Annotated in this window: 13 protein-coding genes and 2 pseudogenes; 7 read left to right on the forward strand and 8 right to left on the reverse strand. The window is 63.7% G+C overall.

Annotation, left to right across the window (positions count from 1 at the left end; translation table 11 throughout):
* The 6 genes from EB230_RS29140 to EB230_RS29165 form a co-directional block, all read right to left on the reverse strand.
* Complete coding sequence (locus EB230_RS29140) at window positions 1–309, reverse strand: putative quinol monooxygenase (RefSeq protein WP_056566324.1); 309 nt, start codon at window positions 307–309, stop codon at window positions 1–3.
* 1 nt (window position 310) lies between these two features.
* Window positions 311–1,285 (reverse strand): ABC transporter permease, encoded by a 975-nt coding sequence (locus EB230_RS29145; protein WP_056566321.1) that lies wholly within the window; start codon window positions 1,283–1,285, stop codon window positions 311–313.
* Window positions 1,275–2,861, reverse strand: a complete 1,587-nt coding sequence (locus EB230_RS29150) for a sugar ABC transporter ATP-binding protein (protein ID WP_172374441.1) — start codon at window positions 2,859–2,861, stop codon at window positions 1,275–1,277. The genes EB230_RS29145 and EB230_RS29150 overlap by 11 nt, the downstream gene beginning before the upstream one ends.
* Window positions 2,858–4,027, reverse strand: a complete 1,170-nt coding sequence (locus EB230_RS29155; RefSeq protein WP_056566316.1) for a Gfo/Idh/MocA family oxidoreductase — start codon at window positions 4,025–4,027, stop codon at window positions 2,858–2,860. Before EB230_RS29155 ends, EB230_RS29150 begins: the two co-directional genes overlap by 4 nt.
* 62 nt (window positions 4,028–4,089) lie before the next feature.
* On the reverse strand, window positions 4,090–5,211 hold the full coding sequence (locus EB230_RS29160; RefSeq protein ID WP_172374442.1) for a substrate-binding domain-containing protein: 1,122 nt from the start codon (window positions 5,209–5,211) through the stop codon (window positions 4,090–4,092).
* Window positions 5,212–5,252: 41 nt separating this feature from the next.
* Window positions 5,253–6,080: a sugar phosphate isomerase/epimerase gene (locus EB230_RS29165; protein ID WP_172374443.1), complete on the reverse strand. Its 828-nt coding sequence runs from the start codon at window positions 6,078–6,080 to the stop codon at window positions 5,253–5,255.
* Between the two features lie 327 nt (window positions 6,081–6,407).
* Here EB230_RS29165 and EB230_RS29170 point away from each other — a divergent pair, with 327 nt between their 5' ends.
* Entirely contained in the window at window positions 6,408–7,775 is a 1,368-nt protein-coding gene (locus EB230_RS29170) for an ROK family protein (RefSeq protein ID WP_246738870.1), read from the forward strand.
* A 49-nt stretch (window positions 7,776–7,824) separates the two neighbouring features.
* Window positions 7,825–8,853 (forward strand): substrate-binding domain-containing protein, encoded by a 1,029-nt coding sequence (locus tag EB230_RS29175; RefSeq protein WP_056566311.1) that lies wholly within the window; start codon window positions 7,825–7,827, stop codon window positions 8,851–8,853.
* Window positions 8,854–8,881: 28 nt separating this feature from the next.
* Here EB230_RS29175 and EB230_RS29180 read toward each other — a convergent pair.
* Both EB230_RS29180 and EB230_RS33035 read right to left on the reverse strand, forming a co-directional pair.
* Window positions 8,882–9,068, reverse strand: a pseudogene (locus EB230_RS29180) (DUF1403 family protein); the annotation flags it as partial.
* A gap of 111 nt (window positions 9,069–9,179) precedes the next feature.
* Window positions 9,180–9,284: pseudogene (locus tag EB230_RS33035) on the reverse strand (hypothetical protein); the annotation flags it as partial.
* Window positions 9,285–9,661: 377 nt separating this feature from the next.
* Between EB230_RS33035 and bcsN the strand changes: the two are divergent.
* The 5 genes from bcsN (at window position 9,662) to EB230_RS29210 (ending at window position 18,651) form a co-directional block, all read left to right on the forward strand.
* Window positions 9,662–10,717 (forward strand): cellulose biosynthesis protein BcsN, encoded by a 1,056-nt coding sequence (bcsN, locus tag EB230_RS29190; protein WP_172374444.1) that lies wholly within the window; start codon window positions 9,662–9,664, stop codon window positions 10,715–10,717.
* A 197-nt stretch (window positions 10,718–10,914) separates the two neighbouring features.
* The gene (gene bcsA, locus EB230_RS29195; RefSeq protein ID WP_056566305.1) at window positions 10,915–13,110 is read left to right on the forward strand and encodes a UDP-forming cellulose synthase catalytic subunit; all 2,196 of its coding nucleotides are present in this window, start codon (window positions 10,915–10,917) and stop codon (window positions 13,108–13,110) included.
* Window positions 13,107–15,452 carry a cellulose biosynthesis cyclic di-GMP-binding regulatory protein BcsB gene (locus EB230_RS29200; protein ID WP_172374445.1) on the forward strand — a complete coding sequence of 782 codons (2,346 nt, stop codon included), beginning with the start codon at window positions 13,107–13,109 and terminating at the stop codon, window positions 15,450–15,452. Before bcsA ends, EB230_RS29200 begins: the two co-directional genes overlap by 4 nt.
* On the forward strand, window positions 15,449–16,501 hold the full coding sequence (locus EB230_RS29205) for a glycosyl hydrolase family 8 (protein ID WP_056566300.1): 1,053 nt from the start codon (window positions 15,449–15,451) through the stop codon (window positions 16,499–16,501). The genes EB230_RS29200 and EB230_RS29205 overlap by 4 nt, the downstream gene beginning before the upstream one ends.
* A complete protein-coding gene (locus EB230_RS29210; RefSeq protein ID WP_172374446.1) occupies window positions 16,498–18,651 on the forward strand; it encodes a cellulose synthase in 2,154 nt (717 codons plus the stop codon). The genes EB230_RS29205 and EB230_RS29210 overlap by 4 nt, the downstream gene beginning before the upstream one ends.
* Window positions 18,652–18,827 lie beyond the last annotated feature (176 nt).

The raw sequence follows: 18,827 nt of genomic DNA on the forward strand, positions 1-18,827 counted from the left end.
TTACTTCGCCATCTGGCTTAGCATGACGAAGCGACGGACATCGACCGGCCGTGCGACGAGGTCGTCGAGGCGCCCAAACAGCGGCTTCAGGTGGGGCATCGCCAGATGCCGGTCGAGATCGTCCTTCGAGCGCCAGTTCTCGTAGAACATGAACACGCAAGGGTCGGCAGGGTCGACATGAAAATCATAATTGATGCAGCCCTCCTCGGCCCGTGTCGGCGCGACGAAGCCCGACAGGATTTCCTGCAGTTCCTCGCGTGTTTCGGGTTTGGCAACGACAGTGCCGATGACCGTGTAGGGAACCGTCATATCACTTTCTCCCCTGGCTGAGCGCAACGGCAAGGATGATGATGGCGCCCCGCGCGATCAGCTGCTGGCTGAACTCCAGCCCCATCAGGATCAGGCCATTGTTGATGAGACCGATCATCAGCGCGCCGACAATCGTGCCGATCACCGTGCCGGAACCGCCGAACAGGCTGGTGCCGCCAAGCACCGCCGCGGCGATGACCGACAATTCGTCGCCCTGGCCGAGCTGGAAGCGTCCGGATTGCAGCCGACCGGCGTAGAGCATGCCGGCCAGTGCCGCCGCCATGGCCGAGATGATGAGGACACGGAATTTGATCGACTTGGTGTCGATGCCGGAATAGCGCGCCGCGATCTCGCCGCCACCGGTGGCCAGCACGCGCCGGCCGAAGCTCGTTCGCCTCAGCACGACATGGCCGACAGCGCCCAGCACCAGCATCCAGATCAGCAGCACCGGCACCGGCCCAACATTGCCGCCGCCAAAAATCCAGGAATAGCTCTTCGAGATGATCGGCACCGCCGCCGTATCGCTGATCCACATGGCGGTGCCAGTGGCAATGCCCATCATGGCCAGCGTGGTGAGGAAGGACGGAATGCCGATCCGCGTCGTCAACAGGCCATTGAAAGTGCCGACGATGACACCGGTGGCGAGACCGGCCATCACACCGGTGAGCGGTCCGCCGGCGTCGATTGCCATTGCCGTCGTCACCGAGGCCAGTCCCGCCACCGCCCCAACGGACAGGTCGATCTCGCCGGCCGACAGCACATAGGTCATGGCGATCGCCATCACCGCGATCATTGCCGTCTGACGCACGATGTTGAGCAGGTTGTTGGGGTTGAGGAAGCCTTTGTCGAACAGCGTGACCGCGAAAATGACGAAGATCACGACGAAGCCGATGTAGATGATATTCTGCCGCCAGTTGGTGAGGCCAAGCCTCGCCGTGAGCGAGGACGTCGATCCGGCAGGCTGGCTAGTGGACATGTGTTCCTCCCTGGCTCTTGGTCAGAGCGTTCTGGATGACGATCTGCAACTTGCGCTCGGCCGCCTGCAGCCGCGCGATCGGATCGTCCTTGGGCGCCGACGGATCGTCGAGATCGCCGCGGCTGATATCATCCATGACACGGCCTTCCGAGATGACGATGATGCGATCGCAGGCCGACAGCATCTCGGACAGCTCGGAGGAGATCATGATGATTGCCTTGCCGGCCTTGGCGAGTTCGCGCACCAGCATGATGATCTCCGACTTCGAGCCGATGTCGATGCCGGAGGTCGGCTCGTCGAGGACAAGGATTTCAGGTTCGGTCGACAGCCATTTGCCGATAACGACCTTCTGCTGATTGCCGCCCGAAAGCGTGCGCACCGCGCTGTCGCGCGAAGCTGTCTTGACGCGCAGTCTTGCGATCTGGCCGTCGGTCACGTCGCGTACCTTCTTCGTCGACACGAACGTCTTGCTGCTCAGCCGGTCGAGCACGGCGAGCGTCATGTTGGAAGCGACCGAATGCTCGGCGATGACGCCCTGGCGCAGCCGATCCTCCGGCACCAGCGCCACGCCGGCCTCGATGGCATCGCTTGGCCTGATGATCGCGACCGGCTTGCCGGCAATGCGGATCTCTCCCTCAACGATTGGGTCGATGCCGGCAATGACGCGCGCGATCGCCGAACGACCGGAGCCGAGCAGACCGGCGAGGCCGACAACCTCGCCGCTGTGGACGACAAAGCTGGCATTCCTGGGCTTCAGGGCTCCCGAAACATTGTCAAGCTCAAGGAGTGGCTTGCCGATGTTCGATTCGCCGCGCACCACATCCGACAGGCCGCGCGAGCGTTTGCCGACGATGTGCTCGATCATCGCCTCGATCGGCAATTCCGACAGCGGTGCGGTGATGACGTGGCGGCCATCGCGCAGGATGGTAGCGCGGTCGGCGATGCGGGCGATCTCATCCATGCGGTGCGAGACATAGATGATGGCCACGCCTTCCGATCTCAGCTTGCGCAGGAAGGTGAAGAGCCGCTCGACATCGGACACCGCCAGCGCCGTGGATGGCTCGTCCAGCACCAGGACCCTGGCGTTCTGCGAGATCGCCTTGACGATTTCGGTCAGCTGCCGCTGGCCGGCGCCCAGATTGCCGACCGTCGCCTTCGGATCGACCTCGACCTGCAGCATCTCGAACAGCTCCCTGGCGCGCCTTTCGGCGGCGAGGTCGTCGATCAGGCCGAACGCGCCCTTGGCTTCGCGGTTCAGAAAGACGTTCTGTGCCACGGTCAATGTCGGGATCAGGCTCATTTCCTGGAAGATCATGGCGATGCCCGCCCGGCGCGAGGCCTCGGGCGAGATCTCCGTCAGTGGCTTGCCGTCGACGAGAATGGTGCCACTATCGGGCACATGCACGCCGTTCAGCACTTTCAGGATGGTCGACTTGCCGGCGCCGTTGCCGCCCAGCAGCGCATGGATTTCGCCTTTCTCCACCTGCAGGTCGACGTCGACCAGCGCCTTGACGCCGCCGAAGGATTTGGTGACGCCCTTCATCTCAACCGCATGAACAGGCGTCGCTGAGGTCATGACCGTACCTTGGTCCACTGGCCGCTTTCGCCCGATTCGATCAGCGCGTCGGCGACCCGCTCGGTCTTGTAGCCATCCTCGAAATTCGGCGAAGGTTGTCTGCCCGAGACGATGGCCGAGAAGAAATCGAAGCACTCGACGATCTTGGTTTCTGAATAGCCGATGCCGAGCGCCGGGATCGGCCACAGTCCGGCCCCATAGGGATGCGCCGGACCGGAATAGACGGTCCTGAAGCCGCGAGCATCGGCAGGGTCATCGGCGAACATCACCTGCAATTCGTCGCGCCGTTCGTAGTTGAAAGCAATGGAGCCCTTGGTGCCATGGATCTCGAAGGTGATGAAATTGTTGCGGCCATAGGCGTTGCGGGTCGCCTCCAGCGAGCCGATGGCGCCATCGGCGAATTTCAGCAGCGTCACCACCTCGTCGTCGACATCGACTTCGGCGCGTTCGGCGCCAATGTTCTTCTCGGCTGCACCCAGCCTGTCGAGATTGCCGCGCTGGATCGGCCGCGTCTTGTTGTAGGTGCGCACCAGCGCGCTGACCTCGGCGATCTCGCCGACCAGATAGCGGGCAAGGTCGACGACGTGGGTGCCGATGTCGCCGATCGAACCCGACCCGGCGATCTTCTTCTGGAAGCGCCAGGACAGAGGCGAATCCGGATCGGCCGACCAGTCCTGCAGATAGGTGCCGCGGAAGTTCAGGATGGTGCCGATACGCCCCTCTTCTATGTACTGGCGGGCCAGCGCCACTGCCGGCGTGCGGCGGTAGTTGAAGGCGACCATGTGGATGACGCCGGCCTTGTTGACCGCGTCCAGCATGGTCTTTGCCTCGTCGCCGCCGCGCGCCAGCGGCTTCTCACAGATGATGTGCTTGCCGGCCTCGGCGGCCGCGATCGCGATCGCCGCATGGCTGTCGTTCGGGGTCACGATATCGATGACGTCGATGTCGGGCCGCTTTACCACCGCGCGCCAGTCGGCCGATGATTCCTCGAACCCGTAGCGGCGGCGGCCTTCGTCGGCCAACGCCTCGGTGACGTCTACCACCACCTTGCGTACGGGAATGGCGGGGGCCGGCCAGAAGAACATCGGCATTGCCGCGTAGGCAAGCGCATGGGCCTTGCCCATGAAGCCGCCGCCGATCATCGCCACGTTGAGCGTCCTGGTCATGATGGTCTCCTGTCGAATTGAAAAAGGTGCGGCCGGCAGAGAGGGCGCCGGCCGCGGGCGCGCTACATGCTGCTCTTGATCTTGTCGGTCGCTTCGGTGTGATAGACGGCCTTCCAGCCTTCCAGCAGTGTGTCCTTGGTGACCGGGAGTGCCGGCAAGGCGACGAAAGCCGGTGCCTCCTTGCCGAGCAGGCCGTAGCCGGCGAGCAAGGCTTCGGTGACGCCCTGGTCGAAAGGACGCTGGGCACCGAGGCCCTTCACGAAGCCGCCGCTGGCCATATTGATGGCGACGTTTTCGCCGAGGTCGCAAGTGGTGATGACGAGGTCATCGCGACCGGCGGTGCGTGCCGCCGAGATAACGCCTTCAGCCGGCACGTCCCACACGGCCCAGATGCCATTGATGGTCGGGTGGGAGGTGAGGATTGCCGAGGCCGCCTTGTCGGCGTCGCCGGTGAAGTCCGGGCCGCCAATGCCTTGTTCGGCGACGATCTTGATGTCGGGATAGTTGTCGGCGATCGTTTTCTTGAAGCCGTCGTAGCGCTGCTTGGTGACGAAGAAATCGGCAGCGTGGAAAACCAGGCCAATGTCGCCCTTGCCGCCCAACGCCTTGGCCATCAGATGCGCCGCCGCGACACCATTGCCGTAATTATCGGCGGAGACGACTGAGACATAATCCTTGCCGGCGACGAAGCCGGTCGGCACGTTGTCCATGAACACCAGCTTCACGCCCTTGTCGGCGACAGCCTTGTAGGCGGAGGCCGTCGCCGAAGGATCGGTCGGGATCGAAACGATGATCTTCGGATTCTGCGCCATCACCGTTTCGAGGTCGGCGACCTGCTTTTCCGGTTTGAAGCCGGCATCGGTGGTGGCGATCACGTCGATGCCCATCTTGCCGAACTGATCCTTGAGGCCGGCGACCTGCGCACGAGACCAGTCATTGCCGCCATAGTGCATGACGATCGCCACCGTCGCCTTCATGTCCTTGATCTTTGCCAGTTCCTCATCGGTCAGCTTGATGGATGCCGCCGATGCCGGGGTTTCGCCGTTCGGGCCCTTGGAGAGCACCGTCTTCTGCAGTTCGGCAAGTGCGGAATCCGGGTCGGCGAAGGCGGGCGACGCGGTGTAGAGACTGGTGGCTAGCAATGCCGCCGTGAAAGCCCCGGCTATTGTCTTGAAACGTGTCATCTTAGGTCTCCTCCCTGATGACGGGCGCAGTACCCGTCGGTTCAACTCTGTTTCAACGCCTCTTTCAGATAGTTCATGCTGAGTACCGCCCCTTCCCTAGGATCGGGCCAAGCGTCGAGTTCGGTGGCGATCCACCCGGAAAATCCGGTGTCCTTGAGCGCTTGGATGATCGGCGCCATGTCGAGGTCGCCGCGATCGAGCGGCGTGAAGGCAAAGGGATCACGCTGCAAGCCCTTCAGGTGCACGTAGCTGATGCGCTTGCTGAATTCGCGGATCTGCGCGGCCGGATCACCGCCCGCGGCCGCCAGATGCGCGGTGTCCGGACAGAAATCGATCGCGGTATGCTTGAAAACCTCGCGAACGTCGTCAGGGCCTTCGACGATGGTCGACAGATGCGGGTGATAGTGCGCGCGCAAGCCCGCCCCGGCCGCGATGTCGATGACCTTGTCGAGTGCCGCGCCGAGGCGCTTGAAATCATCGGCCTGGCGGCCGTTGGCGCGCTTGGCACCGCCGCCGACGACCAGATGTTCGGCGCCGAGTTCGGCAGCGACAGCCGCCCCGCGTTCGATCCGCGCCAATTCCTCGTCAAGGATATCGTCGAAGATGAAGTTCGCGCCGGAGTAGCCGGCGACGAGAGCGACGCCGGATTGGTTCAAGACAGCACGCAGGTCGCCAAGCCGTCCTTCATAGTCGAGGAGATTGCCGTCGAAGAGTTCGGTCCCGACATATCCGGCCGCGCCGATGTCGCGGATCGCCTGCTCCATGTCACCGAAGGTACGATAGGTGAGTTGGGTGATCGACGTGACGCCGACGGCATTGCCGCCGAGCGGGCCCCAGCAATTGGCGTGATAGGCGAGTTTCACCGGCATCTCGTATCCTCCCGTGCATAGTCGGCGCGCGACCCAGCCCAGCGTGGATCCCGGCATTGTTGTTCGGCCGATACTCGTGCGGCATCCGTCGCCTTCGCGAGGTCTGCCAACCTTGGCTCTCCTCCGAGCCTGCCGATACTTATGCGCTCTTTTCGGCCTTCGTCAATCATTAAAATGCAGAAGTCGGCATACTTTTGTTGATAAACAGCATAAGTTATCCCTTGATCCGAAAATGAGGCCACGTTACCCATGGCAAAATGGTGCGTTGCGCTGGGACGGCAGGGAGACACCTTGGCCGTCGACCAGACAGCACAGCGGGACCGGCGGATGAGGCGCGGCAAGGATATGGACGAGGGCAGCACCGAGGTAGCCGCGCCACGTCGTGCGGCTGGCCGGCCGCGCGCCAGCGAATCCGCGCATGGCAGCCTGGCCGCGCTGCTCAACCTTGTGCGCACCGGCGCGGCGACGACCCGTCAGGAGCTGGAGCACCAGTCCGAGCTTGGGCGTGCCGTTGTCACCGACCGCCTTGCCACACTGCTTCGGCTGGGACTTATCGAAGAAGGCGAACTCGGCCCCGCCATCGGCGGACGCGCGCCCCGTCATGTCCGCTTCCGTCCACGCATGGGTATAATCCTTGCCGCCGTACTCGATCATTCCTCGCTGGCGGTCGGTGTCTCCGACCTGTCTGGCCGCTTGCTGGCCGAACATCACGAGGCCGTGGAACTTGGGGCAGGACCCGAGCCGGTGCTGCAGCGGCTGGCGACGCTGTTTGCCTGGATGCTTGAGGAGCACGGCGGCGACGCCAGCATCTGGGGGGTGGGGCTGGCGGTCCCTGGAGCCGTCGAGAAGCCCGACGGCCAGCGGCTGTTCGCGCCGGCATTGAAGGCGTTTCAGAACTGGGATGGATTTCCCTTCGTGGAGCAGTTGGCCACGCTTGTGGATGCACCTGTCTGGGTGCGAAGCGGCGTTCAGACAATGACGATGGGTGAGCTGAAGTCTGGCAGCGGCATCGGCCTGACCGACATGATCTTCGTCAAGCTCGGACGCTCCATAAGTGCCGGCGTCGTCTCGGAAGGCACGCTCCATCGTGGCGCCCAGGGTGCTGCCGGCATGATCGGCTACACTTTTATAGAGGGCGGAAATCTTGAGTCTGTCGCCGGCAGCGAAGCGCTGGTGCGCGAGGCCCGTCAGGCGGCCGAAAGCGGGCGCAGCCCCTATCTTGCCGAAGTGCTGGCCCGTGCCGGCGAGGTTGCGGTTACCGATACCGGCCACGGCGCCCAGTTGGGCGACCCGTTTTGCATCGACCTGCTCGGGCGTTGCGGTCGCGCCGTCGGCGAGGTGCTGGCGCCGTTGGCCAATCTGCTCAACCCGTCGCTGATCGTGCTCGGCGGCAACGTCGCCGAGACCGGTGATATCCTGCTGGCGGCCGTTCGCGAGGCGGTCTATCGCCAGTCGCATCCGGTGGTTACGCGCGACCTGCGCATCGTGCGCTCTCAGATGGGCGGGTCGGCCGGGCTGGTCGGCGCCGCGCAGGTCGTGGCTGAAGCGCTGTTCGATCCGAGATTCCTGCAGGGATGGATTACCTTGGGCTCGCCACGCGAGCATCCGGAATTCAAGGAATTTCTCTCACGGGCCGCGCTCGACACCAGCACCCGGCCGGCCAAACCCCGGCCACCGGCTGGGACGCGTGGATAGTATCGGCGGAATCGATCGAGCGCTGCTGGCGCCTGAGGAGGATTGAACTATGGCAATCACCGGCCTTGGGCCGCATGGCGAACGAGCGGTTCCGGCCGACCAGGTCGGACTGTCGGATGCCGACGCCGATGCCGCCCGCAACCGGCACTTTTCGGTGGCCGTCGTTCTCCACACCACGATGAGCGACTGGGCCAAGGAGGAACTGGCCGGAATCGTCACCACGCTTGGCCGCTATGGTGCGGCGGTCGTCGAGGTCATCGACTGCGCCTTCGACATCGACAGGCAGATTTCCGAATTGCAGCGGCTTGCCGCCGAACAGGTGGATGCCGTCGTCTCCATTCCGATCGGCAGCAGCCGTGCGGCAGATGCCCATCGTGCGATACCGGCGGCCGGAAAGAAGCTTCTGCTGCTCGACAATGCCCCGACTGGGATGCTGCCCGGCAAGGACTATGTCAGCGTCATCTCCACCGACAATTTCGGCCTGGGGCAGATCGGGGCGGAGTTGCTGGCGCCTCATGTGGCCCAAGGTGGCAAGATCGGGGTCCTGGCCTATGGCGTGGATTTCTTCGCCACACACGAGCGCGAGATTGCCTTCCGCAAGTGGATGGCAGCCCACCGGCCGGATCTCTCGCTGGTGCGAGGCAAGTTTGCCGATGTATCGCAGGCGAAGGCCGCGACCGCTGGCCTGCTGCAGGCCAATCCCGATCTTGCCGGCCTGTTCGCAGTCTGGGACGTGCCGGCGACTGGCGCCGTCGCCGCGATCCGCGATGCGGAAAAGACGATCCCGGTGACAACCGTCGACCTCGGCAATGAGGTGGCGGCGGACCTGGCCGCAGGTGGCTTGATCAAGGGCATTGCCGCACAGCTACCTTACGACCAGGGCGTTGCCGCCGGCATCGCCACCATTCTCGGTCTGCTCGAAAGACAGCCGCCGCCCTGGATCGCGCTTCCCGGTCTCAGCGTCACCGTCAGCAATGTAGTGGAAGCCTATCAGGTCGTCTGGCGCACGCCGGCCCCTGCAGCCTTGCTCAGGGCGCGAAAACCACCGAAGAAAATGCTTAGCGGCAAGGCCGGCTGACATGCGGCGATCGGCACTCCTGAGAATGAGCGTCGCGCAGGGCCGCCTCGTCTTCTAAGCGGCCGGCGAGCAGCAAGCTGGCGGCGGCACAGCGGAGCGCGAACCGCTGCCGCCAGGCCCCGGCCCAGCCGGCTTGCGCGCGGGCCAGCAGGTCGAGCGAAGGCGCCGGCCTGGAAAGCGGCGTCGACCTCACAAGCGTCACTGCCAGGAATCAGACGGACCGATCGAACGGTAGCACAATATGTACCACATTCTCGGCGAACGAACGGACCGCAGGCGAGTGTCGAAGCCAGGGCATCATCCTCGCACAGTATCGGCCTTGGCGCTTCGACCGCACAGCTTTGCGGCAGCGATGTGATGCAGCCATGGTTGCGAACATTGCCATAGATGACCGCCGGCTCGCCGGTCCACACCGAGTTCACGATAAGGCTGTTGACTGTTGCGACTTTGCTATCGGCGAAAGCCAGGAGCCTTACGCCAATAACGCTCCGTATGCCGCGCAAGGCCGCAATGTAGTCGTTGTAGTCGTTGGGGTCGCAAGCGGAACGACAGCTTCAGGCCTTGAAAAGGTAATTGCGGACGGCCGGTGTCACCTGGCCCAAAAGGCTGACACGGCCTGCTGGAGATTCCGAAATTAAGGACGTTGGCCGATTCCAGTTCGGATCGGCTTGCCGCAGTGTCGAGCGTTTCGACCTCTGACGGCACGAACGCGGCAATTTTGACTCAGCTTCCGCTTTCCTTGGGGGCAAGTCCGGATTCTCCGTATTAGTTCTTCGTCGACGCGCGCGAATCTCTTAGCGTCGCCGACATGGACTTTGCTTGGGCCCGCCCAATCTGCCTGTTTGCACGAAAGCCCGCCGCTCCAAATGGCGACGCTGCGCTGTCGTGCGTTGGCGTGGCATCCGTTGCGAAGGCGATTGGCCAGGCACTGGTGCTGATGCTTGCCGGCTGTGCCCAGCCGCCCCCCCTTGTGCATTCCACCGGAACGAGCCTCGTCGCGCCCGAGACCGCGTTCGCGCTTCCAGCACCCGGCGGCCCGGCCGTCACTGCGGTGCTTGAGCGGCGGTTCGCCAATGCCACCCAGCAGGAAATCCTGCTGTCGACCTCGGCGCACACACCCGGCCAGAACATGTTGCGGGTGCAAATGTTCGGACCAGTGGACGCTGCCGCAGCTGGCGAGAGCCGGCTCCGCGAAGGCTATCTTGCCCTCGGCAACATCGGCTCGGAAATCCGACAGGCGCTGCCGGGCATCCGGATGCAGACATCGCCCTACTACGTGCAGAATAAATACGGCCCGTTCGGCTATGCGGCGGGCCGCTCGGCTTCCGGGGATACCTGTCTTTATGCCTGGCAACGTATCAGCTCGACGGGCATCACCCAGACCTGGATCGGTAACAAGGGCTCAATCCAGGTGCGCCTGCGCATCTGCGACCAGAACGAGCCGGAGCAGAAGCTGCTTGAGGTCATGTACGGCTACACGATCACGTCCTCCTTCAAGACGCGCAACTGGAACCCCTACGGTGAACCGCCTGCGCCGGAGGCTTCGCTTGGCAAGCCCGGGCAACCGATCTACCCGGTCGGGGTTGCGCGCTTCGAGACGGTGACATCACCGCAGGCCACACCACGGCCACGTCTCACCGCCCTTTCACCAAGGCAGGTTGTGGCCGACCCGCTGCCTGTGCTGCCTGCTCCCGTGGGCCCGATCGTTCCGCCGCCGCCTGGATCGTCGGCAATCACGCCCGCGCAGTCGACATTGGTGCCGTCTCCGCCCCCCGTGCCCTCGAAAGCCGCCGACAAGCCAGCGGCGCCGATTGTTCCGCCCCCGCCTTGCGCGGCGGCCGACGGGTCGGGGACGTGCAACTAGGCGCTGCATACGGTTTGTTAACCACCAGCGCAACTCGCTGGCGGACACGAAACCCATATCAACCATTGCGTGTTTCCATTAAACACCGGCCATCGGTGGTCATGCCCCCAAGATGTGGCGTCCGCCAGGTTCGCAGCCGGTTCCCGGGATGCCATCGACTGAAAAGCGGTGGGTGTCCGAATGCAAGGACGCAATGAATGCGAAAATTGCTGATCATTGCCCTCTGGGCACTGGCGTCGGTATGCGTGATCACACTGGTAACGCTGCCGATCAGCCTGGAAACCCAGTTGGTCACCGGCCTGTGCGTGCTGTTCGCCATGATGGTGTTAAAGCTCATCCGGCCTGATGGGATCTGGCGACTGGTTGCTCTCGCTTTCGGCACTGCCATCGTCATGCGCTACGTATATTGGCGCACCACCAGCACGCTGCCGCCAATCAATCAGCTTGAGAACTTCATCCCCGGCTTCCTGCTCTATCTCGCAGAAATGTACAGCGTGATGATGCTGGCGCTCAGCCTTTTCGTCGTGGCGCTTCCGCTGCCCTCACGCCCGTCGCGAGCGAATATGAACGACAGGCTGCCACAGGTCGATGTGTTCATTCCCACCTACAATGAAGACCCGGATCTGCTGGCCAACACGATGGCGGCGGCCAGGGGGATGGATTATCCGGCCGACAAGGTGCGGGTCTGGCTGCTGGACGATGGCGGTACGCTGCAAAAGCGCAACTCCGAGAAGATCGGCGATGCCAACATTGCCGAGCGGCGATACGCCCAGTTGAAGAAGCTGAGCGCGGAACTCGGCGTTACCTATCTGACGCGCGACCGCAACGAGCATGCCAAGGCCGGCAATCTCAACAACGGCCTTGCCCATTCGACGGGTGAACTCATCGCGGTTTTCGACGCCGATCATGCGCCGGCGCGTGATTTTCTCAAGGAGACCGTTGGCTACTTCGATGAGGACCCTCGCTTATTCCTGGTGCAAACGCCGCACTTCTTCCTCAACCCCGATCCGGTCGAGCGAAATCTGCGCACCTTCGAGAAGATGCCGTCCGAGAACGAGATGTTCTATGGCATCATCCAGCGCGGCCTGGACAAATGGAATGCATCCTTCTTCTGCGGCTCCGCCGCGGTTCTGCGCCGCGCCGCGCTCGCGGAAACCAACGGCTTCAGCGGCGTCAGCATCACCGAGGATTGCGAAACGGCAATTGAGTTGCATTCGCGCGGATGGCACAGCGTCTATGTCGATAAGCCGTTGATTGCCGGCCTGCAGCCGGCGACCTTCGCCTCCTTCATTGGCCAGAGAAGCCGGTGGGCGCAAGGCATGATGCAGATCCTGCGCTTTCGGTTTCCGCCCTTCAAGCGCGGCCTCTCGATACCGCAGCGCCTGTGCTACATGTCGTCGACGCTGTTTTGGCTGTTTCCGTTCCCGCGCACGATCTTTCTCGTTGCGCCGCTCTTCTACCTTTTCTTCGACCTGCAGATATTCACCGCCTCGGGCGGCGAGTTCATGGCCTACACGCTCACCTACATGGTCGTGAATCTGATGATGCAGAACTACCTCTACGGCGCCTTCCGCTGGCCCTGGGTCTCGGAACTCTATGAGTATGTGCAGACGGTGCATCTGCTGCCCGCTGTGATTTCGGTGATCCTCAATCCGCGAAAGCCGACCTTCAAGGTCACCGCCAAGGATGAATCGATCGCGACGAGCCGCCTTTCCGAGATAGGCAAGCCGTTCTTCGCCATCTTCGGCATCCTGCTCGTCGGCGTCTTCGTCACGGTCTGGAAGGTTTACGCCGAGCCTTTCAAGGCCGACGTGACGCTGGTGGTGGGCGGCTGGAACCTGATCAACCTGATCATGGCCGGCTGTGCACTGGGCGTCGTCTCCGAGCGGGGAGAGCGCGCCGCGACCAGGCGCGTCAAGGTCAGCCGGCGCTGCGATTTCGAGATCGGCGGCAGGTGGCTGCAAGGCACAATCGAGAATGTGTCCGCCAACGGTGCCCGCGTGCTGGTGTTCGGCGCGAACCTGGAAGAGTTGGCCAAAGATGCCACGGCCGGCATTCGCTTCAAGCTGTTCGCCGACGGCACGGAAGCCGTGTTGCCGGTGGTAATCCGCAACTTCGAACGGACAACCGACAGCATCGCGGTAGGCTGCCTCTACCAGCCGACGGAAGCCGTTCACCACCGCCTTGTGGCCGATCTGATCTTCGCCAACTCCAAGCAGTGGGAGCAGTTCCAGCTTTCGCGCCGGGGCAACCCGGGCCTGCTGCGCGGCACCGCATGGTTCCTGCGGCTGGCGATTTTCCAGACCTATCGCGGGCTGGTCTATTTCTGGCGCGACCTGCGTGGCCGCACCGGCGGTGAACCTGTCGCAACACTTGCCGAGAAGCGTCAATGAGACGTCGTCTGGCTTCGATCGCGCTGTTGGCGCTTGCCGTGTCGCCGGCCATGGCCCAGACCAGCCCGTTCGACATGTCGAAAGAAGCGCCGGCGATCGTGACGCCGGCGCCGCAACCCGCCGCGCCTGTTGCACCGCCGGATGCGTCCGCGCCGGGTAGCACAGCACCGATGGCGGCCGCGACGCCGCAACCGGCCGTGCCTTCCGCACGACGCTATGTCGTGCCGTTCGCCGAACTGGTGTTTTCCGGCGAATATTCGCGGCGCTCCTGGTCGATCTTCCTGACACCGGAACAGGCGGCTTCGAAGGCCGACTTCCACCTCGGCTATCAAAACGCCGTCGTCGTGGCGCCCGAAGCGTCGCGTCTGAAAGTGTCGGTCAATGGCAGCGATCTCGTCGATGCGCCGATCGCCTCCTCGGACAATCCCTCCGATATGTCTGTCGCCATCCCGGCAAAGCTGCTGCATGCCGGCCTCAACGACATCACCATGTCCGCGGTGCAGCGGCACCGCACCGATTGCACCGTCGAATCGACCTATGAATTGTGGACGCAGATCGATACGAGCAGGACCTTCATTTCCTTCGACGATCCCGAGGCCGGGCGCTGGAAACGCGTCGAGGACCTGCGCGCCATCGGCGTCGATGAAGCCGGCGCCACGACATTCAACCTCATCGTGCCGTCGATGAGCCAGACCGTCTCCACCGCGCCGGCGGTGCGCCTTGGCGAGGCCATGGCGCTGATGGCTAACATGCCCAACCAGGCCTTCGCCGTGAGCGAGGCCGGCCCCGCCGCGACGAAGCCGGGTGTGGCAAATATCGTCCTGGGGCCGGCCGCAGACTTGTCCAAGGTGCTGGCGGCCGTACCAGCCAGCGCGGAGGCCGGGCCAAGCGCGACGCTGATCGACGATCCCACGCTCGGCCCTTCGACATTGGTGGTGAGCGGGCCGAGTTGGCAGGCGGTCGACCTTGCTATCGACGACATCGCCAAGCAGGTCGACCGGCCGCGCGGCAGCCTGCGGACCAGCCTTGCGACGCGCACATGGCGCACGCCGGACGTCCCCATGCTGCTGGGTCCACGCCGATTGACGTTTTCCGAACTGGGGGTCAGCACGCTCGAATTCGCCGGGCGCAGGGTGCGCACCGACTTCGCGGTGGGCGTGCCTTCGGATTTCTACGCCGAGTCCTACGGTCAGGCGACGATCCTGCTTGATGCCGCCTATTCGCAGCAAGTGCTGCCGGGAAGTCATATCGACGTCTATGTCAACGACAGCATCGCGGCGACCGTGCCGATTACCACCTCGGGAGGCGAGATCCTGCGCCACCTGCCGATCAAGGTGACGATGCGGCACTTCAGACCAGGCGACAACACCATCGCCATCGAGGCTGTACTCATGACCGGGGTCGACGCGATCTGCGCGCCCGGCGCCACGGCGGAGGGCGCTCAACGTTTCGCCGTATTCGACAGCTCCGAATTCGTGATGCCCGCCTTCGCGCGAGTGGCCAGAATCCCCAATCTCGCGGGGACAAGCGGAACCGGCTATCCCTACAGCATCGCCGAATACGCGACTCCGCTGATCATGGATCGTACACAGCCCGAGACGGTCTCCGCCGGGGTCACGCTCTTGGCGCGCATGTCGGTCGCGGCGGGCCGCCTGATCCCGGTCGACACGTTGAGCGCGGCAACCGCCGTCAACGACAGGAATGCACTGTTCATCAGCGCTATTTCGCAAGTGCCGGCGGCGGTCCTGGCGCAGGTGGGCGTGGCGAGCGACGCCGGCTCGACATGGGGCGAACGCGTGAGCTCCATTCATCCCGACACCGACGCGACATTCAACCAGTGGCGTGAAAAGCTGCGCGGCAGCGGCTGGCGCGGCCAGGTCAGTTCGTTCGAGGACTGGATGAGTCGGACTTTCAACATCTCGATGAATTCGTTACGCATATTCCCTGGGCCGGAGGCACCGTTTGCGCCGCAGGGAAGTGTGGGCATCGTCGTGGCCCAGCAAGAGAGCCCAACGGGCGAGGCAACCTGGACGCTGGTCACGGCGCCATCCGTCAATGCGTTGCAGGACGGTGTGCGGTCCTTGAGCGGTCAGAGCGCCTGGCGCAAAATGACGGGTCATATCACCTCTGTGGATGCTGGAGACGATAAGGTTGTTTCCATGCCCGCCACCCGTTTCGACTTCGTCGAGACACAGCCGTTTTCGCTGTCGAACTATCGCCTGATCATCGCCAATTGGCTCTCAGCCAATGCGCTGTCCTATGCCGTGGTGCTGATTGTGCTGTCGATCCTGCTTGGCTTCGCCACATCCGTTCTGCTCGGTTCTCTGGGCAGGAGACGATGAGTAGGCTGAGGGTGATGATGCTGGCAGCGATGGTTTCCATCCTGACCGCCCAATCCGCGCCCGCGGTGGCAGGCGCAGCCATCACCACGGCGGAATGGACCCTTTACCGGGACAAGTTCCTCGACCCGGCCGGCCGAATCGTCGACAATGCCAATGCCGGCATCAGTCACAGCGAAGGTCAGGGATACGGACTGCTCTTGTCATATCTTGCCGACAACAGGGGTGATTTCGATCGCATCTGGGCATTTACCCGCACCGAGATGCTGTTGCGGAATGACGGGTTGGCGGCCTGGAAATGGGACCCCTCCGCGACGCCGCGCGTAACCGACACCAACAACGCTACCGATGGCGATCTGCTGATCGCCTATGGGCTGGCGCTCGCCGGATCCGCCTGGCGTCGCCCCGACCTGACCACCGCCGCCGCCACGATCGCCTCGGCGCTGGCCGCAGGCGGCCTGGAACGGGTGGGCGATGCTGTTCTGCTCAAGCCTGGCAATGCCGGGTTCGGCGCCGCCGACCGCCAGGATGGTCCCGTCGTCAACCCGTCCTATTGGGTGTTCGAGGCACTGCCGGTGATGGCCGAGCTGGCGCCGGACGGTCCGTGGCGCGAGCTGGCCAACAATGGCCGCGCCCTGATCGCGACCACAATGAAGATCGGGGAAGCGGGCCTGCCGCCGGACTGGGTGTCGCTGAAGGCTGCGCCACGCGCCGCCGACGGGTTTCCCCAGGATTTTGGCTACAACGCGATCCGCATCCCGCTTTATCTCATCCGCGCGGGAATTCGCGACCGTGCACTGCTGGAGCCGTTCGCAGTGCATATGGCCGACCCCGAAGGGAGGCTGCGCATCGTCGACGTCGCCAACGGCCAGACGCGGCAACTGCTCGACGATGCGGGCTACCGCATCATCCCAGCGCTGGTCGCCTGCGTCATCGACGGCAAGAAACTGCCTGACAGCGTGCAGTCATTTGCCCCGACCGACTACTATCCCTCGACCTTGCATCTGCTTGCGCTCTCCTATGCACGGCGTCACGAACCGGAGTGCCTATGAAGCTGTTCATGCTCACGGCCGCCGGTATAGGGCTACTCGGAGCGGTCGCGCTCCACGGCGGTTATTTCGATATGGTTCCGCCGATTCCGAGTGACGTTCAAATCGCCACCGGCGGCGGACAATCGCAGGCAGGCTACTCGCAGCCGCCAACGGTCGCGCAGGCGGGGCGGAGCGCGACGACGACTGCCCCAACGACGAATTCGGCGTCCACGACCGGTCCTCCAGCGGCGAATTCCGCTGCCACGCCGCCGCCACAAGTTGACGAAACGGCGCTGCGCTATTTCGCGTCCAAGGGCGACACGAGACGGCTCGAGGCGGAGATCGCCAGGTTGAAGGCACTGTATCCGCAATGGACACCGCCGGAGAACCCACTGGCGCCCAGCCAGGCAGGCGACCCGCGACTTGACCAGATCTGGAAACTCTATTCCGAGGGCAAGCTCGCCGAGGTGCGCAAGGCCATCGCCGACAGGCAGGCCGCGCAACCGGGCTGGCAGGCCCCGCCGGATCTGCTCGCCCGGCTGGCCGTCGCGGAGGCCAGGGAACAACTGGTCAACGCGTCCGACCTCAAGCAATACGACACCGTCATCCGTATCGGGTCGGCCAATTCCAGCCTGTTGACCTGCGGTGATGTCGATGTGCTGTGGCGGGTCGCGGAAGCCTTCGCGCAGACGGACCGCAAGGACCGTGCGCGCGACGCCTATCTTTACGTGCTGAACAATTGCAAGAAACCCGAGGAACGTGTCGCCACCATCCAAAAGGCGCTGCCGCTGCTGTCACGAGCGGACCTGGACCAGCTTCTCGCGACCGAGCAGAAGACAGCAGACGGCAAAGGTGAGTTCGCAAGCGTGCGCAACGACATTGCGAGGCAAAGCCTGGCCAATGGCGATGCCGATCCGAAGCTAATCGTGGCGCCGACGGACATCGCCACCGTCCAGACGCTGGCAGATCAGGACGGCCTGTCCTCCGACGACCTGCTGCTGGGTTGGTACTTCGTGCGCCGTGAGAACCCGAAAGAGGCAGAAAACTGGTTTCGCAAGGCCCATGACAAGGAAAACACGGCCGCCGCCTCGCAGGGCTTGGCATTGGCGCTGATCCAACAGGAGCGCTCGGCCGATGCCGAGGACATCCTCTATCCTTGGCGCGACACCAACGACGACACGCGTCGCGTCTACCTGGCCGCGGTAGCCAATCTGCTGGCGGTGACGCCGCAAGCGCCAATTAGTCCGGACGTGCTCCAGCGCATGGTCCAGGCCATCTATGCAGCAAAGGACGCCGCCGCCGCGCAACAACTGGGTTGGTATGCGGACGGCCTCAACCAATCGCAAACGGCGGCACAATGGTTCAAGCTGGCGCTTGACTGGAAGCCAGACGACGAACCTTCCGCCTATGGGCTGGCGCTGACGCTGTGGAAGACCGGCGACAAGGCCGGCGCGCGGGCCATACAGGCCGCCTGGGCGGGACGTTCCGAACGCATCCCCACGGTGGGCGAGCGAAGCATCGAGACGTCGGCGTTCGGCAAGGGCGCGGGGACCGGCGCGCGCGCGCGTCAACGTGCCAGCCGGGAGCAGGCGACAAACCAGACCGGCACAGGCCAGGACAATGTGCGGGTGGGCGGAATGACAAAACAGCAGGCGCGCGGCTGCTCCAGCACACTTGACCCGACCGGGTTGGCGCCGGCTCGGGCGTTGACGCGGGGCTGGTGCCTGATGGGCGCGAACCGGCCGATGGAGGCGGTCGCGGCTTTCGAAGTGGCTCTGCACGGTACCGGCAAGACCCGCGCTGATGCCGCCTACGGGCAAAGCCTAGCGTACCTGCGCGCCGGACTGTCGGATATGGCCGCGGTCGCGGCGTCCAAGGCGCCGCAAGATGCCGACCGTAGCGCGCAACTAAAGACAGCACTCCTGGAAGACCAGGCCAACAGCGCCTTCGATCAAGGCCGTTATGTCGAGACGATCATGGCGCTGGATGAGCGGTCGCGCATTGCGCCGGAGCGCACGGGCCTCATGGTACTGCGCGGCTATGCCTATCTGAAGCTACGCCGCTTTGCCGATGCCGAGCAGGTTTTCCGCGCCGCCGCTGGGACTGGGAGCCGCGAGGCCCTGAAGGGCCTAAACGACGTGAAGACTGCGAGAGAGGCAAAAATCCAGTAACCGCTGCAGGACTCGCGAGGGGTCGCTTCCTCCATACGGGTTTTCATCCGGGCCGATCGGCGCATCATGTTGCCACCAGAGCGCAATCAAATCCGCAATTCGGCTGACCTCGCTGTAATCAGCTATCAACGCCCGATTTTGCCAAAAGCTATCGGTCGGAAAATGTTCATGTTAGC

The organism is Mesorhizobium sp. NZP2234 (assembly GCF_013170765.1).
Taxonomy (GTDB): Bacteria; Pseudomonadota; Alphaproteobacteria; order Rhizobiales; family Rhizobiaceae; genus Mesorhizobium; species Mesorhizobium loti_D.